Origin of the sequence: Klenkia soli (assembly GCF_900103975.1) — a bacterium.
GTDB lineage: Bacteria > Actinomycetota > Actinomycetes > Mycobacteriales > Geodermatophilaceae > Klenkia > Klenkia soli.
In genome coordinates this window covers 254,780-270,319 of the sequence record NZ_FNIR01000003.1, presented here as the reverse complement: position 1 = coordinate 270,319, position 15,540 = coordinate 254,780, and the positions used below count along the sequence as shown (strand labels likewise).

Annotated in this window: 15 protein-coding genes; 4 read left to right on the top strand and 11 right to left on the bottom strand. The window is 74.4% G+C overall.

Annotated features, from left to right (window positions below):
• Window positions 1-17: 17 nt before the first annotated feature.
• Together BLS67_RS06170 and BLS67_RS06165 are read left to right on the top strand one after the other, a co-directional pair.
• A complete protein-coding gene (locus BLS67_RS06170) occupies window positions 18-1,424 on the top strand; it encodes a KamA family radical SAM protein (protein ID WP_091241520.1) in 1,407 nt (468 codons plus the stop codon).
• A 19-nt stretch (window positions 1,425-1,443) separates the two neighbouring features.
• Window positions 1,444-1,962 carry a GNAT family N-acetyltransferase gene (locus BLS67_RS06165; protein WP_091241517.1) on the top strand — a complete coding sequence of 173 codons (519 nt, stop codon included), beginning with the start codon at window positions 1,444-1,446 and terminating at the stop codon, window positions 1,960-1,962.
• On the opposite strand, the gene BLS67_RS06160 is transcribed toward BLS67_RS06165, so the two are convergent.
• The 5 genes from BLS67_RS06160 to BLS67_RS06140 all read right to left on the bottom strand — a co-directional run bounded on the left by BLS67_RS06160 (window position 1,937) and on the right by BLS67_RS06140 (window position 7,015).
• Window positions 1,937-2,818, bottom strand: coding sequence for a lysophospholipid acyltransferase family protein (locus BLS67_RS06160; protein WP_091241514.1), 882 nt, complete (start codon window positions 2,816-2,818; stop codon window positions 1,937-1,939). The two genes, BLS67_RS06165 and BLS67_RS06160, sit on opposite strands and share 26 nt — an antisense overlap.
• Before the next feature lie 42 nt (window positions 2,819-2,860).
• Entirely contained in the window at window positions 2,861-4,978 is a 2,118-nt protein-coding gene (locus tag BLS67_RS06155; protein WP_091241512.1) for an intein-containing Rv2578c family radical SAM protein, read from the bottom strand.
• A gap of 66 nt (window positions 4,979-5,044) precedes the next feature.
• A complete protein-coding gene (locus tag BLS67_RS06150; RefSeq protein WP_091241509.1) occupies window positions 5,045-5,392 on the bottom strand; it encodes a nuclear transport factor 2 family protein in 348 nt (115 codons plus the stop codon).
• Window positions 5,389-5,856 carry an Lrp/AsnC family transcriptional regulator gene (locus BLS67_RS06145; protein ID WP_242653857.1) on the bottom strand — a complete coding sequence of 156 codons (468 nt, stop codon included), beginning with the start codon at window positions 5,854-5,856 and terminating at the stop codon, window positions 5,389-5,391. The genes BLS67_RS06150 and BLS67_RS06145 overlap by 4 nt, the downstream gene beginning before the upstream one ends.
• A 4-nt stretch (window positions 5,857-5,860) precedes the next feature.
• Complete coding sequence (locus BLS67_RS06140) at window positions 5,861-7,015, bottom strand: M24 family metallopeptidase (RefSeq protein ID WP_091241506.1); 1,155 nt, start codon at window positions 7,013-7,015, stop codon at window positions 5,861-5,863.
• A 129-nt stretch (window positions 7,016-7,144) separates the two neighbouring features.
• Here BLS67_RS06140 and BLS67_RS06135 point away from each other — a divergent pair, with 129 nt between their 5' ends.
• Together BLS67_RS06135 and BLS67_RS06130 are read left to right on the top strand one after the other, a co-directional pair.
• Complete coding sequence (locus BLS67_RS06135; RefSeq protein WP_091241504.1) at window positions 7,145-7,975, top strand: class I SAM-dependent methyltransferase; 831 nt, start codon at window positions 7,145-7,147, stop codon at window positions 7,973-7,975.
• Window positions 7,976-8,031: 56 nt separating this feature from the next.
• On the top strand, window positions 8,032-8,934 hold the full coding sequence (locus BLS67_RS06130) for a 5'-3' exonuclease (protein WP_091241501.1): 903 nt from the start codon (window positions 8,032-8,034) through the stop codon (window positions 8,932-8,934).
• A gap of 19 nt (window positions 8,935-8,953) precedes the next feature.
• Here BLS67_RS06130 and BLS67_RS24705 read toward each other — a convergent pair whose 3' ends face one another.
• The 6 genes from BLS67_RS24705 to BLS67_RS06100 form a co-directional block, all read right to left on the bottom strand.
• On the bottom strand, window positions 8,954-10,147 hold the full coding sequence (locus tag BLS67_RS24705; protein WP_091241498.1) for a DUF4333 domain-containing protein: 1,194 nt from the start codon (window positions 10,145-10,147) through the stop codon (window positions 8,954-8,956).
• Between the two features lie 121 nt (window positions 10,148-10,268).
• The gene (locus BLS67_RS06120; protein ID WP_091241496.1) at window positions 10,269-13,118 is read right to left on the bottom strand and encodes a DEAD/DEAH box helicase; all 2,850 of its coding nucleotides are present in this window, start codon (window positions 13,116-13,118) and stop codon (window positions 10,269-10,271) included.
• A 9-nt stretch (window positions 13,119-13,127) separates the two neighbouring features.
• Window positions 13,128-14,036 (bottom strand): diacylglycerol/lipid kinase family protein, encoded by a 909-nt coding sequence (locus tag BLS67_RS06115; RefSeq protein ID WP_091241493.1) that lies wholly within the window; start codon window positions 14,034-14,036, stop codon window positions 13,128-13,130.
• A gap of 3 nt (window positions 14,037-14,039) precedes the next feature.
• The gene (tatC, locus tag BLS67_RS06110) at window positions 14,040-14,948 is read right to left on the bottom strand and encodes a twin-arginine translocase subunit TatC (RefSeq protein ID WP_242653856.1); all 909 of its coding nucleotides are present in this window, start codon (window positions 14,946-14,948) and stop codon (window positions 14,040-14,042) included.
• A 19-nt stretch (window positions 14,949-14,967) separates the two neighbouring features.
• Window positions 14,968-15,288 (bottom strand): Sec-independent protein translocase subunit TatA, encoded by a 321-nt coding sequence (gene tatA, locus BLS67_RS06105; protein WP_091241490.1) that lies wholly within the window; start codon window positions 15,286-15,288, stop codon window positions 14,968-14,970.
• Window positions 15,289-15,323: 35 nt separating this feature from the next.
• Window positions 15,324-15,527: a hypothetical protein gene (locus BLS67_RS06100; RefSeq protein ID WP_091241487.1), complete on the bottom strand. Its 204-nt coding sequence runs from the start codon at window positions 15,525-15,527 to the stop codon at window positions 15,324-15,326.
• Between the last annotated feature and the right edge of the window lie 13 nt (window positions 15,528-15,540).

Sequence of the window (15,540 nt, the reverse complement as noted above, 5' to 3'; positions counted from 1 at the left end):
CGCCGCAGGAGGTCGTCGTGCTGGAGCAGCCCTACGAGTACACCGCCCGCGCGCTGGTCGAGCCCGACTGGCGGCGCCTGCCGGGCTTCGCCGACGTCACCGTCGAGCAGTGGCGCAGCGCGCAGTGGCAGCGGGTGAACTGCGTGAAGAACCTGCGCCAGCTGCGCGGGGTCTACGGCGACCTGCTCGACGAGTCCTTCTACGCCGACGTCGAGGCCGACCAGGCCGGGCGGGCGACGATGTCGCTGCTGCTGCCCCCGCAGATGCTCAACACGATGGTGCCGACGGCCGTGCCCACCACCGCGGCGATGCTGGCCGACCCGGTGCGCCGCTACATGCTGCCGGTGGCGTCGGACCGGTTGGCCGGGGCGGCCGCCAGCCACCCGTACGCGGCGCGGGACTCGCTGCACGAGCACGAGATGTGGGCCGTCGAGGGCCTGACCCACCGCTACCCCACGAAGGTGCTGGCCGAGCTGCTGCCCACCTGCCCCCAGTACTGCGGGCACTGCACCCGCATGGACCTGGTAGGCAACTCCACCCCGGCGGTCACCAAGCTGAAGTTCGACCTCAAGCCGGTCGACCGGCAGGCCGAGATGCTGGCCTACCTGCGCCGCACCCCCGGTGTGCGCGACGTCGTGGTCTCCGGCGGCGACGTCGCCAACCTGCCGTTCAGGAACCTGGAGGCCTTCGTCTCGGGCCTGCTGGAGGTCGAGTCGGTGCGGGACATCCGGCTGGCCACCAAGGCGCTGATGGGGATGCCGCAGCACTGGCTGCAGGACGACGTCGTGGCCGGCATGACCCGGCTGGCCTCGACGGCCCGCGCCCGCGGGGTGTCCCTCGCCGTGCACACGCACGTCAACGCCGCGCAGTCGGTGACCCCCCTGGTCGCCGAGGCCGCGCAGGCGATGCTGGCCGCCGGCGTGCGCGACGTGCGCAACCAGGGCGTGCTGCTGCACGGGGTCAACGACACCGCGACCCAGCTGCTGGACCTGTGCTTCGCGCTGCTCGACGGCGCCGGCGTCACGCCCTACTACTTCTACATGTGCGACATGATCCCGTCGGCCGAGCACTGGCGGGTGCCGCTGTCGCAGGGGCAGACCCTGCAGCACGACCTGATGGGCTACCTGCCCGGCTTCGCCACCCCGCGGATCGTCTGCGACGTGCCCTACGTCGGCAAGCGGTGGGTGCACCAGGTCGCCGAGTACGACCGCGAGCGCGGCATCAGCTACTGGACCAAGAACTACCGGACCGGCATCGAGCGCACCGACGAGGGCGCCCTGGACCGCCGCTACACCTACTACGACCCGATCCACTCGCTGCCCGGGTCGGGGCGGCGCTGGTGGGCCGACCGGGCCGTCGACCCGGTGGCCGCCGAGGCCTCGGCGGCGGCCTCCCGGCAGGCCTCGGTCGCGCAGCTGGGCTGATCTGGGGTAGGCAGGTCGGGTGGAGCTGCTGCGGACCGACCGGCTGCTGATCCGGTCCTGGACGACGTCGGACGACGACCTCGCGCGGCTGGCCGACCTCTACTCCCGGCCCGAGGTGCTGCGCTGGCTGTCGGGCCCGCCCTCGGGTGGGGTGGCCGCCCTGGTCGAGCGCTGGGAGCAGGTGCACCAGGCAGACCGGCGGGCCGGGTGCTGGGCGGTGCAGCCGCTGTCCGGTGGGCCGGTGGCGGGCACGCTGCTGTTCAAGCCGTTGCCCAACGGGGTGGGCGAGTTCGAGGTGGGCTGGCACCTGCACCCCGACAGCTGGGGCCACGGCTACGCCACCGAGGCCGCGGCCGCGGTGGTGCAGCACGCCTTCGAGGACGGCCTGCCCGAGGTCTACGCCGTCGTGCGCCCGGGCAACGAGCGGTCGGTCGCGGTCTGCACCCGGCTGGGCATGAGTCCGCTGGGCCGCACCACCCGCTGGTACGGCGTGGACTGCGAGGCGTTCCGGCTCATCGCCCCCGACGTCGTCGACTGACCAGCGGGCCCAGCAGGTAGCGGACCTTCTGCAGCGGGGTGCGCTGCACCTTGACGGCGGTGCCGCGGACGTCGTGGATGTCCAGCTCGTGCGCCTCCTCGGGGGTGGGGGCGGTGCCGCCGAGGTGGGCGGGCTGCCACCAGCGGTCGTCGTCCCCGGCCGGGGCATCGGGGTAGCTGCGCTGGGCCTGGTCCAGCAGCTCCTCCATCGCGGCCCGGGTGCGGCGCAGGACGGCCTGCGCCTTCTCCCCCGGCGCGGGCACGATCGGCTCCCCCAGGACGACGGTCACGGGCACCCCGCGGCGCAGCACCACCTTGTGGTTCTTGGTGGCGATCCGGTGCCCGCCCCAGACGGCCGCCGGGATGATCGGCACCCCGGCCTGCACGGCCATGCGGGCCGCGCCGGCCTTGAGCTCCTTGACGGTGAAGGAGCTGGAGATGGTCGCCTCGGGGAAGACCCCGACGACCTGGCCGTCCTTCAGCGCCCGGACCGCCTCGTCGAAGGCGGCCGCGCCGGCGGTGCGGTCGACCGGGATGTGCTGCATGGCCCGCATGAACGGCCCGGCGAACCCGTTGCCGAACACCGAGGCCTTGGCCATGAACCGCACCAGCCGGTGCTGGGGCAGCGCGCCCAGCCCGAGGTAGGTGAAGTCGAAGTAGCTGACGTGGTTGCTGGCGATCACCGCGCCACCGGTCGCGGGCACGTGCTCGGCGCCGCGGACGTCGAACCGGAAGCCGAAGAGCTCGAACACGACCAGGGCCAGCCGGATCACCAGCCGGTAGGGCCGGTCGCGGGGGTCCGGGGAGGGTCCGAAGAGGTCGCGGCGGACGACGTCGCGCCAACTGGCCGTGTACATGGGCCGGACCCTAACCGGCGCAGGTGAGGGCAGGCCCGGGGCTCAGCACAGCGCCAGCTGCTCGGGCTCGTCGCGCGGTGCGGGGACGGCGGCCGGGCCCGGGAGGGAGCCGAACGGGAAGGAGGCCGACTCGTCGCCGGGGAGACCGCCGATGCCGCGGGCCGCTCCCCCGCTGTGCCGGTCGAGCCCGTGCGCGGCCAGCAGCGGGGCCACCCGTGCGGAGAGCCAGTCGCGGTACTCGGCCGGCAGGTACGCGCCGCGGCCGTACAAGGACTTGTACCGGCTGACCAGCCGCGGGTGCTCACGGGCCAGCCAGCTGGTGAACCACTCGCGGGCCCCGGGCCGCAGGTGCAGCGGCACGACGGTGACCCCCGTGGCGCCGGCCTCGGCCACCGCCGCGATCGCCTTCTCCAGGTGTTCGCGCTGGTCGGTGAGGCCCGGCAGCACCGGGGCCAGGAACACCCCGCACGGCAGGCCGGCGTCGGCGATCTGCCGCACCAGCTCGAGCCGGGCCTTCGGCGTGGGCACGCCCGGTTCGAGGGAGCGGTGCAGGTCGTCGTCCCAGATCGCCAGGGAGACGCCCATGCCGATCGGGACGTCCTTGCTCGCGGCGGCCAGCAGCGGCAGGTCGCGACGGGCCAGCGTGCCCTTGGTCAGGATCGAGAACGGGGTGCCCGAGCGGGCCAGCGCCTCGATCACCCCGGGCATCAGCCGGTACCGGCCCTCGGCCCGCTGGTAGGGGTCGGTGTTGGTGCCCAGCGCGACGTGCTCGCGCTTCCACGACGCCCGGCCCAGCTCGCGCCGCAGCACCTCGGCGATGTTGGTCTTGACGACGATCTCCTGGTCGAAGTCCGCGCCGCTGTCCAGCTCCAGCCACTCGTGGGTTTTCCGGGCGAAGCAGTTGTGGCTCACGACGCCGTTGGCGATGAAGTCTCCGGTGCCCGTGGTGATGTCGTACATGGGCAGCTCGAGCCCGATCGGTTCGACGGAAGCGACCCGCAGATCGGCACTGCTCTTGATGGCGATCCCGGCGACGGCGCACTTGCGACGGACGGCGGGGTCGACGAGGTGGATGAAACGCATGTGCTCCGGCAGACCACCGCGGAGACGGATGTAGCGCAGCCCGTTCACCCGGCGTCTGTCCTCGCGGACCACGTCGAAGCCGAACGAGGCAAAGGCTTCCTGGGTGTGCCGCAGCATCTCGTCGTCGCAGTTCGCGATCCGCACGACGTGCGTGCTGCGCGAACCCTCGGCGTCGAAGATCCCGGCCAGGAATCCCCGTCGCCACTCCTCACCGGGCCGATCGGGCCAGGCGACGAGCCGGGTGATCTGCTCGAAGTCGTTGCGGCGCTGGGTGCGGATGGCAGTCATGGCCTGCCGGACGTCGGTCTGGGGGCTGAACTCGAAGCGGTCGGTGCGGATGCCCTCCTCCTCCAGCATCTGCTGGGAGCGGTCCAGAGCCTCGACATCGGCCAGGGCGAGGCGGAACCGGTGCACGACGCGGTGGCGCCCGTCGGGGTTCGTGATCTCGTACCGCTTCAGGTTCGCGTCGCCTCGGACCATGCCGGTCAGGTACCCCCGGCGGTACTCGTCCGTGGCCTTGGGTGTCTCGGTGGTGCGCCCGAAGCCGAGCATGGAGTCATTGGTCGTCAGGTGCGGACGCCGGTCCGCGCCGGCGGTGGTGCCGGTGACGTGCTTCCACCCGCGGCCGGTGAGGAACCGGTGGTCGCCGCTGGTCACCAGCTCGGTCCCGTCGTGCAGCGTGACCCGGTAGCCGGGCTTCCGGGTGTTCCAGTGCGCGAGGACCTCGGTGGCGACGTAGCGGCGGTAGGAACCGACGACCTCCGTCCCGATGATCTGGTCCCCCACCTGCAGGTCGGCGATGCGGCGGGTGCGTCCGTCGGCCATCAGCACCGACGTGTCGCCCGAGAGGCAGTAAACGCACGCATGGGAGCAGCCCCGGAACGTGTTGACCGTGTAGGCGAACGGCATCGCCGAGTTCTCGGGGACCTTGTTCAGCGCGGACTTGGCGCGGACCTCGTGCAGGGTCAGGCCGGGGAACTCGGGCACCTGCAGGCTGCGCAGCAGCCCGGCCACGGTCGGCAGGCCGGGCAGGACCTCGGGCTCCACCAGGTCCAGCCGCTGGGCATCCCATCGCATGCACTCAGTCGAACACACGTTCGGCCAGCTTGTCGACGCGCCGGGCCGGGGTGTGGACGAACCCGCTCAGGGCGGCGGTTCGCCGACGTCCAGCCGGCGGACGAGGTCGTCGTCCACCGTGAGGGTGTGCAGCACGGTGGTGTCCGAGAGCAGGTCGCCGTCGGCGTCCCGGACGACCTGGTGCACCGTCACCGCCCACCCGCGGCCGGTGTCGACCAGCTGCCGGGGCACGACGGTGAACCGCACGTCCCGGGCCTGCTGCGCCAGGTGCTCGGCCACCCCAGCCCTCCCGAGCACCCGCCCGCCCGACCAGGGCTCGGGCCAGTCCACCTGCGGGTGCAGCCGGTCGACCAGCGCGGTCAGGTCGCCGGCCGACCAGTCGGCGTAGAGGGCGGTGAGGTCGTCGGGGCTCACACCGGCGGGCGGTCCTCGTAGAAGGTGGTGAGCACGACGGTGGTGCGGGTGGTGACGTTCGCGGCGGCCCGGATCTCGGCGAGCAGGCCCTCGAGCGCGTCGGGCGAGGCCACCCGCACCTTGAGCATGTAGCTGTCGGGACCAGCCACCGAGTGGCAGGCCTCGATCGCGGTCAGGTGCGCCAGCCGGGCCGGCGCGTCGTCGGGCTGGGCCACGTCGATGGGGGTGATCGACACGAACGCCACCATCGGCAGCCCCACCGCCTTGGCGTCGACCCGGGCCGAGTACCCGGTGATGACCCCGCGCTGCTCGAGCCTGCGGACGCGCTGGTGCACCGCGGAGACCGACAGCCCGACCTGCGTGGCCAGCTCGGTGTAGCTGGCCCGCCCGTCGCGGGCCAGGGCGGCGAGCAGGGCGCGGTCGACGTCGGTGCGCGGCTCGATCTTGTCCAGCGGTTCGGCCACGGGGTCAGCCCGGGAGTTCGACGAGGTCACGGGGTCCTTCGTTCAGCAGTCGGACGCCGTCCTCGGTGCAGACGACGATGTCCTCGATCCGGGCGCCGTGCCGGCCGGCCAGGTAGATGCCCGGCTCGACGGAGAACGCCATGCCCGGCACCAGCTCGACCGCGTTGCCCGCCACGACGTAGGGCGCCTCGTGGGTGTCCAGGCCGATGCCGTGCCCGGTGCGGTGCAGGAACGCCTCGCCCCAGCCGGCCGCGGTGATGACGTCGCGGGCCGCGGCGTCGACCTGCTCGGCGGTCACCCCGGGCCGGACGGCGGCGCACGCGGTGGCCTGGGCGCGCTGCAGCACCGCGTACCACTCGGCGGTCTCGGCGTCGGGCGCGCCGCCGACGGCGTAGGTGCGGGTGCAGTCGGAGCGGTAGCCGCTGGGCAGCTCGCCGCCGATGTCGACCACGACCAGGTCGCCGGCCACCACCACCCGGTCGGACAGCTCGTGGTGCGGGCTGGCGCCGTTGGGCCCGGACCCGACGATGACGAAGTCGACCGCGACGTGGCCCTCGGCGACGATCGCCGCCGCGATGTCTGCACCGACCTCGGCCTCGGTGCGGCCCACGCGCAACCACTCACCCATGCGCGCGTGCACCCGGTCGATCGCGGCCGCGGCCGCGGCCAGCTCGGCGACCTCGTCGGCGGACTTGACGATGCGCAGCCGGTCCAGCACCGGGGTGGCCAGCTCCAGGCGGGCGCCCGGCACCGCCCGCTGCAGGCCGAGCGCGTGCTCGGCCCAGGTGCGTGCCCCGACCGCGAGCACACCCGCGTGGCCACCCAGCCGCTCCTGCAGAGCAGCGGCGACCAGGGCGAACGGGTCGTCGGTCTCGTCCCAGGCCAGCAGCTCCAGCTCGAGGGCACCGGCCGGCGAGGCAGCCACCATCGGCGCCTCGAGGCGCGGCACGACCAGCAGCGGCTCGCCCCGGCGGGGCACCACGAGGGCCGTCAGGCGCTCCATGGCGTGGGCGACGTAGCCGCACAGGTACCGCAGGTCCGACCCGGGGGTGACCACGACGGCGTCCAGCCCCAGCTCGTCGGCGACCGCCCGGGCACCCGCCAACCGCTGCACGGTGGCGGTGCCACCGTGCTGCTCGGGGTCGCTGTGGGTGGGCACAGCCGCAGACTAGTGGTCCGCCCCGGTGGTCGAGCCGGGCTCCGATGCCATGACGTAGGCGTCGTCGTCAGGGTCGTCGCAGCACGAGGACGGCGGGTGCAGCATGGTGTGCGTCGTGGAGAGGACGTCATGACCCCGACCCGGACCCCCGCAGCCCGCCCCGTCGGGTGGTCCGCAGCGGACACCGAGGAGGTCGTCTGCTGCCTGTGCGGCGTCTCCGGACGGCGCACCCGGACCGTGGGGATCTTCGGGGTGGTGCGGTGCCCCACCTGCGACCTGGTCTTCACCAGTCCTCGGCTGCGCCCCGACGCGCTGCAGCGGCTCTACGACGACGCCGGCTACTTCGAGGGGCGCATCGACGGCAGCGGAGGTCGGTTCTCCCCGGCCACCGTGCTCCCCCGCATCTGGACCGGCGGTCGGCTGCGGCTGATCGACCGGGTCCGCGGGCGCGGCCCGGGCGGCAGGCTGCTCGAGGTGGGGGCCGCCTACGGCCTGTTCCTCGACGCGGCGCGGTCGGCGGGGTGGACGACGTCGGGGGTGGAGCTGAGCCGCACCGCGGCCGAGCACGCCCGCCGCGACCTCGGGCTCGACGTGTTCAACGGCCCGCTCACCGAGGCCCCGATCACCCCGGGCGTGGACGTCGTGTGCGCCTGGGACACCCTGGAGCACGTACCCGACCCGCTGGCGTTCCTGCGCGCGGTCCGCGCTCTGGTCGCCGACGACGGGGTGGTGGTCCTGTCCACGCCCTCAGTCGCCTCGGTCCCGGCCCGGCTGCTGGGGAGCCGGTGGTGGACGCTGAAGCCCGCCGAGCACATCTGGCACTTCACCCCCCGGTCCCACGCGGTCCTCGCCGCCCGCGCCGGCCTGGCGGTGACCCAGGTCCTGCGCAGTCCGCTGTCCTCTGCCAACGCGCTGCGGACGGACTCCCTGGTGGTGGTGGCCCGCCCCATCCCGGGCTAGGTGCCGGGACCTCCCCGTCCGGCGGCCCGGCCGTTACCGTCCCGGACGTGACGACGATGCTCCTGGACGCCGCGAGCCTGTACTTCCGCGCCTTCTACGGGGTGCCGATGACCGTGACCGCACCCGACGGGCGGCCGATCAACGCCGTCCGCGGGTTCCTCGACATGTCCGCCCGGTTGATCGTCGCCCACGGGCCCGACCGGTTCGTCGCCTGCTGGGACGACGACTGGCGGCCGGCGTTCCGCACCGACGCGGTGCCGTCGTACAAGGCCCACCGGCAGTCCCCCGACGGCGGCGAGGAGGTGCCCGACGAGCTGGGCCCGCAGGTGCCGGTGCTCGTCGAGGTGCTGGCCGCCGTCGGGCTGGCCCGGGTCGGTGCCCCCGGGTACGAGGCCGACGACGTCATCGGCACCCTGGCGACCCGCGCCCAGGGGCCGGTCGACATCGTGACCGGCGACCGCGACCTGTTCCAGCTCGTGGACGACGCCCGCGGCGTGCGGGTCCTCTACACGGCGCGGGGCGGCATCGGCGACCTGGACCTCGTCGACGAGGCGGCCGTCGCCGAGAAGTACGGGGTCCCGGGGCGGGCGTACGCGGACTTCGCGGTGCTGCGCGGCGACCCCAGCGACGGTCTGCCCGGGGTCAAGGGGGTCGGCGAGAAGACCGCCGCTGCCCTGATCACCGCCTTCGGGTCGCTGGCCGGCATCCGCGAGGCCGCGGCCCGCACCGCGGTGCCGAAGGCGCCCCTGACGGCGTCGGTGCTGCGCAAGCTGCACGACTCGGCCGCCTACCTGGACGTCGCACCGGCCGTCGTCGAGGTGGTGAAGGACATCGACCTGCCGCCGGTCGACGGGGGCCTCCCCCGGGTCCCCGCCGACCCCGACGCGCTGGCCGAGCTCACCCGCCGCTACGGCCTGCAGACGTCGGTGGCCAGGCTCTCCGCCGCCCTCGCCTGGTAGCAGCGGCCGGGTCCTGCGGTCATTCGGACCACTCGTAGGCGCCGTCGTCGTCGGTGATGCGGATGGTGATGGTGACGTCCTCGTCGTCACCGGTGGTGCCGGTGCAGGTGTAGGTGGCGTCGGTCTCCACCTCCATGTCCTGGTCGCAGGTGAGGTCCAACGACACGTTCTCGCGCTCCTCGAACTGGCTCGCGACGTCCCGCTGCACCGCCTGGGGGTCCAACGTCTTCGACCCGAGGACGATCGGCAGCACGATCGCCGCCGCGATGACCAGCAGGCCGAGGACGACGAGACCCACGACGAGGCCGGTGCGCTTGGGCTTGGCCGGCGTGGCGGGCTGGCCGAAGCCACCCGGGCCGTACTGCGAGCTGCCGCCCGGCTGCCCGAACTGCCCGGGCTGCCCCGCACCGCCCTGGCCGAACTGGCCCGGCTGCTGGCCGTACTGCTGCTGGCCGTAGCCGCTCGACCCCGACTGGCCGTACTGCTGGCCGTACCCGCCCTGACCCGGCTGGTTCTGCCCCTGCTGCCCGTACCCCTGCTGGCCCTGGCCCGGCTGGCCGTACCCCTGCTGGCCGTACCCCTGCTGGCCGTACCCCTGCTGGCCGTACCCCTGCTGGCCGTACCCCTGCTGGCCGTACCCCTGCTGGCCCTGGCCCTGCTGGCCCTGGCCCTGCTGGCCCTGGCCCTGCTGGCCCTGGCCCTGCTGGCCCTGGCCCTGCTGGCCCTGGCCCTGCTGGCCGTACCCGCCCTGACCCGGCTGCTGGCCGGCGCCCGACTGGCCCTGGCCCGGCTGCCCCGGCTGCTGGCCGTACTGCTGCTGGCCGTAGCCGCTCGACCCCGACTGGCCGTACTGCTGGCCGTACCCGCCCTGACCCGGCTGCTGGCCGGCACCCGGCTGGCCCGGCTGCTGGGCGGGGCCCGGCTGGCCCTGCTGGCCCCAGCCGGCGGAGCCGCTCTGCTGGTCGTGCGGCTGACCCGCGGCGGGCTGCTGCTCCTGGCTCGCGGAGGGCTGGCCCCACGACGGTGCCGCCGACCCCTGCTCGCCGGACTGCTGACCCCACCCCGAGCTGCTCGACCCGCTGCTGCCCTCGGGCTGGCGGAGCGGGATCAGCCGCGTGCTGTCGGTGCCCGGGGCCCCGTCGTGGCCGTCGCTCGCCTGGTCCGGCGTGCGGTCGGGGTCCTGGTGGTCGCCACCCTGCGGCGGGTTGGACATGAACGCTCCCTCGTCGAGGCGGGCCGGTCCCCGGAGGGCGCCGGCAGCGGGCCGCGCCGATTCTCCACCACGCCGGGCGCCGGCACCGGGCGAGCCGCCCCCGGAGCGGCGCCCGGTGCGATCACCCGCTGACGGCCACCGCGACCACGCCGCGGCGGACCCGCTCCACCGCCGACCGCGCGGTGCGGGACAGCGCCCCGTCGGTGACCTTGGCCAGCTGGTCGAGCAGGTCCACCAGCTGCCGGGCCCACCGCACGAAGTCCCCGCCGGACAGCTCGGTGCCCGCCTGCTCGGCCTCGGCCAGCACCCGGTCCAGCGACTGGCCCTCGGCCCACCGGTACGCGGCCCGGACGAACCCCAGGTCCAGGTCCCGGCCGGGCCGGACGCCGTGGTCGGTCTCGACCGCGTGCAGCTCGGCGTGCACGCGGCGCATGGCCACCAGCGCCGCCGACACCGGCCCGGCCGGCACGGGGGGCTGGCTGGGTGAGTCCCGCCGGGCCTCGAACACCAGCGCGGAGGCGCAGGCGGCGAGCCCCGGGGCGTCGAGGCCGGTGAAGACCCCGGCGCGCAGGCACTCGGCGGTGAGCAGGTCGGCCTCCGACCAGATCCGGGACAGCTGCCGCCCGGCCGTGGTCACCACGGGCGCCTCGGCGGCCGGGTGCGGGCCGGGGCTGTGCTCGTCGGCGGCCGAGGGCGCGTCGGGCCGCAGGTAGCCCAGCTGCTCGAGGACGTCGCAGGTGCGGTCGAACTGCCTGGCCAGCGAGCCGGTGCGCTCGGCCACCTGGCCGCGCACGCGCTCGGCGTCCCGCCGGGCCCGCAGCCAGGTCTGCGCGGTGCGGACCAGCTCCTCGCGGTCGGGGAGCTGGTGGACGGGGTGCCGGCGCAGGGCGTGCCGCAGGTCCACCAGCACCGGGTCGTCGTCGGCCCCGGACCGGACCGAGGTCTTGCGCGCGCCCAGGCCCAGCTCGGTGCGGGTGTCGCGCAGGACCGCGGCGAGGTCCCTGCGGGCGTGCGGGCTGCGGTGGTTGAAGTTCTTGGGCACCCGGAGCCGGGCCAGCGCGTCGACCGGGCTCGGGAAGTCCAGCGGGCCCAGCCGACCGGCCCACTTGTCCTCGGTCAGCACCAGCGGCCGGGGGTCGGCGAGCTCGGTGATGCCGGGGTCGAGGACGACGGCCAGCCCCTGGCGCCGGCCCGAGGGCACCCGGATGACGTCGCCGGGCCGCAGGGCCAGCAGCGTCTCGGCGGCCTCCCGGCGGCGGCGGGCCTGGGTGTCCCGCGCCAGCTCCTTCTCCCGGTCGGAGATCTCCGCACGCAGCTGCGCGTAGCCGGCGACGTCCCCCTTGCCGGACGGGACCGCGGCCTCCAGTCGGCCGGCGTCCTCCTCGTTGCGCGCGGCCTGGCGGGCCAGGCCCACGACCGACCGGTCGGCCTGGAACTGCGCGAAGGAGGACGCCAGCAGCTCGCGGGCGCGCTCCCGGCCGTGGGAGCCGACCAGGTTGACGGCCATGTTGTAGCTGGGCCGGAACGACGACCGCAGCGGGTACGTGCGGGTGCTGGCGAGCCCGGCGACCGCCGCCGGGTCGACACCGGGTGCCCACACGACGGCGGCGTGGCCCTCGACGTCGATGCCGCGACGGCCGGCCCGACCGGTCAGCTGGGTGTACTCCCCCGGCGTCACGTCGACGTGGGCCTCGCCGTTCCACTTGGTGAGCTTCTCGAGGACGACGGTGCGGGCCGGCATGTTGATGCCCAGCGCCAGGGTCTCGGTCGCGAACACCGCCTTCACCAGACCGCGCACGAAGCACTCCTCCACGGCCTCCTTGAACGCCGGCACCAGGCCGGCGTGGTGGGCGGCGAGCCCGGCCAGCAGGCCCTCCCGCCACTCCCAGAACCCGAGCACCTGCAGGTCGGCCTCGTGCAGCGAGCCGGTGTGCCGGTCGACCACCTCGGCGACCGCGGCCCGCTCGGCCTCGTCGGTGAGCCGGAGCCCGGCACGCAGGCACTGCTCGACCGCGGCGTCGCAGCCCTTGCGGCTGAACACGAAGGTGATCGCCGGCAGCAGGCCGGCGGCGTCGAGCCGGGTGAGCACCTCGGACCGGCCCGGCGGGGTGTACCGCGGGCGGTGCTCGTAGCGCTCCTTGCTGCGCCGGGTGGCCCCGCCGTGCCAGGAGTCCAGCCGGCGCTCCTGCTCCTTCACGTACCGGACCAGCTCGGGGTCGACGACGGCCGCGCCGCGCTGCCGGCTGGACAGCTCGACCTCGCCCGCCAGGTGGGCCCCCGGCCGCAGCGCGAACAGGTCGAACACCCGACCGCCGACCAGCATGTGCTGCCACAGCGGGATGGGCCGCACCTCGCTGACCACCACGGCGGTGTCGCCGCGCACCGTGACCAGCCAGTCGGCGAACTCCTCGGCGTTGCTGACCGTCGCCGACAGCGAGACCAGGGCGACGTCGTCCGGGAGGTGGATGATCACCTCCTCCCACACCGCCCCGCGGAACCGGTCGGCCAGGTAGTGCACCTCGTCCATGACGACGTACCCCAGCCCGCGCAGCGCCGGGGAGTCGGCGTAGAGCATGTTGCGCAGCACCTCGGTGGTCATCACCACCACCGGCGCATCGCCGTTGACCGCGTTGTCGCCGGTCAGCAGGCCGACCTGCTCCGGGCCGTAGCGGTCGACCAGGTCGGCGAACTTCTGGTTGGACAACGCCTTGATCGGCGTCGTGTAGAACGCCTTGCGGCCCTCGGCCAACGCCTTGTGCACCGCGAACTCGCCGACCACCGTCTTGCCGGCACCGGTCGGGGCGCAGACCAGCACGCCCGACCCGCCCTCGAGCGCCTCGCAGGCCTCCTGCTGGAACGGGTCCAGGGTGAAGCCGAGGTCCAGCACGAAGTCCGAGAGCAGGGGGAAGCGTCCGCGGCGCCGGGAGGCCGCGTACCGCTCGGCGGGGCTGAGGTCGCCGGTGTCGAGCATGCCCCCACGTTACGAGGCCGCGCGCCGCCCGGCGCCGAGGACCGAGAGCGCCCCGGGGACGACGGTGCAGCGCTGCGGCAACGGGCCGACCGGTTCGCCGTCCGCCCAGGTCGTCAACGCCTCGGTGCTCTCGACCAGCACCTCCCGGGCGCGCAGCACCTCGACCGCGGGGTGCGCGACGTGGGTGCCGGCGGCCAACCGGGGACGGGTGCGCACCAGCTCGCGGCGGCTCACCGGGCCCACCACGGTGACGTCCAGCCACCCGTCGGCGGGGTCGGCATCGGGGCAGATCCGCAGCCCACCGCCGTAGAACGGCGTGTTGCCGACCGCGACCAGCGTGACCTCCCGGTCGGCGGCGACGCCGTCGAGGGTCAGCCGCACCCGGCGCGAGCGCAGCCGGGCCAGCTCGACGGCGATGGCCAGGTCGTAGCGGCGGGGTCCGCGCGGCCAGCGCAGCCGGTTGACCCGGTCGCTGACGGCGGAGTCGAACCCGCAGCACAGCACGGTGGCCCACCACCGCTCCCCCGCCGCCGAGCTGCTCCGGACGAGGTCGATGCCGGTCGCCGCGGCTGCGCGCAGGTCGGCGGCCGCGGCGTCGGCGGCCGCCAGCGGGTCGGCCGGGATGCCCAGGGCCAGCGCGAGGTCGTTGCCGGTACCGGCGGGCAGCACCGCCAGCGGGGTGCCGGTGCCGGCCAGCCCCTGGACGGCGGCGTGGACCACCCCGTCACCGCCGAGGGCGACCACGGCGTCGACGTCCGCGCGCACCGCCCGGACCGCCGCCTCGGCGGCCGACCGGTCCGCGGCGACCAGCGGGCGCACCCGCACCCCGCCCGCCGCCAACCGGGCGGTGGCGGCGTCCGCGGCGGCACGGGCCCGGCCGCGGCCGGCAGCGGTGTTGACCAGCAGCGCGACCTCCACCGGTCAGCGGTCCGGGTCGTCCAGCACCGACGGGCGGACATCCAGCGGCGAGGCCTCGTCGTCGTCCAGGTCGGCGAACCCGGCCGTGCCGTCGCGGCGGGCCCGGCGCTTGTCGACCACCCGGGCGATCTGGATGGCCACCTCGAACAGCACGCACATCGGCAGCGCCATCAGCAGCATCGTGAACGGGTCCTGGGTGGGCGTGATGAACGCCGCGAACACGATGGTCAGGAAGAAGATCCACCGGCGGGACTTCGCCAGGACGGCGTAGGACAGCACCCCGATGAGGTTGAGGGCCACCGCGATGAGCGGGACCTCGAAGGAGACGCCGAACGCCAGCAGGATCGAGATGACGAACCCGATGTAGTCCTGCGCCGTCAGGGCGATGGCCACGTTGTCCCCGGCCAGCCCGAGCAGCAGGGTGAGCCCGGCCTTGAGGGAGATGTAGGCCAGCACGGCCCCGAGGGCGAACAGGGTGCTCGAGGCGACCACGAACCCGACGCCGTAGCGCTTCTCGTGCGTCTTCAGCCCCGGGGTGAGGAAGGCCCAAATCTGCCAGAGCCAGAACGGGGCCGACAGCACGATGCCGGCGATGAACGCGATCTTCAGCCGGATCAGGGCCCCACCGAAGACGTCGGTGACCAGCAGGCGGCAGTCGTCGCTGCTGTTCCCGGTGTCCAGGGCCCGGTTGTCGGCCGGGATGGAGCAGTACGGCGCCCGGATGAACTGGCCGAGGCCGTGGTCGTACCACCAGAACGCGATCGCCGTGGCGATGAGCACGAAGAGCAGCGCGATGCCGATGCGGTTGCGCAGCTCCTTGAGGTGCGCGATGAGCGACATCGTCGCCGCGTCGTCGCGCGGCGGTCGCTTCCGCCGCCCGATGCGCGGTCGGCTGGCCTCGGCGGTGCTCACGACCCGGTGCCGGGCGGGATCAGCGGGTGCCGTCGACGGGGGTGGTCCCCGTGCGGCTGGCGTCGGCGCGGGCGCGCGCCTCGGCGGCCCGGGCCTCGGCCGCGCGGGCCTCGGCCTCGTAGTCCGGGGTCACCGGCGGCACGGGGGGTGCGAGCTCACCGCGGCTGGTGGTCGCGGGGTCCTTGGCGCGGACGTCGTCGTCCTTCATGCCCTTCATCTCGCCCTTGAAGATGCGCATCGACCGGCCGAGCGACCGGGACGCGTCGGGCAGCTTCTTGTAGCCGAACAGCAGCAGGATGGCCAGGATGATCAGGCCGATCTCGAGCGGGCCGAGACTCATCGGGTCCTCCGTGGGGTGTGGGGCCGGGTCCGAGGTTACGCGTCGGTGGGCTGCCCGCGCTTGGCTGCCGCCTCGGCCAGCGAGGCCTGCAGCTGGGCCGCCACCGGGGCGACGTCGCGCTGCAGGGCGGCCATCTCGCGGGTCAGTCGACCGACCGCGCCGAGCAGGCCGAAGCCGAGGGCTCCCAGGACGACGAGGGCCAGCACGACGACGACGCCCAGCACGATCAGCAGCAGCACGGGGCCGACCCTA

Bases quoted from the DNA above. Each gene is read 5' to 3' on its own strand.
- BLS67_RS06160 (WP_091241514.1), bottom strand. From the start codon at position 2,818: ATGTACACGGCCAGTTGGCGCGACGTCGTCCGCCGCGACCTCTTCGGA.
- BLS67_RS06155 (WP_091241512.1), bottom strand. From the start codon at position 4,978: ATGCGATGGGATGCCCAGCGGCTGGACCTGGTGGAGCCCGAGGTCCTG.
- BLS67_RS06135 (WP_091241504.1), top strand. From the start codon at position 7,145: ATGACCCCGACCCGGACCCCCGCAGCCCGCCCCGTCGGGTGGTCCGCA.
- BLS67_RS06130 (WP_091241501.1), top strand. From the start codon at position 8,032: ATGCTCCTGGACGCCGCGAGCCTGTACTTCCGCGCCTTCTACGGGGTG.
- BLS67_RS24705 (WP_091241498.1), bottom strand. From the start codon at position 10,147: ATGTCCAACCCGCCGCAGGGTGGCGACCACCAGGACCCCGACCGCACG.
- BLS67_RS06120 (WP_091241496.1), bottom strand. From the start codon at position 13,118: ATGCTCGACACCGGCGACCTCAGCCCCGCCGAGCGGTACGCGGCCTCC.
- tatA (WP_091241490.1), bottom strand. From the start codon at position 15,288: ATGAGTCTCGGCCCGCTCGAGATCGGCCTGATCATCCTGGCCATCCTG.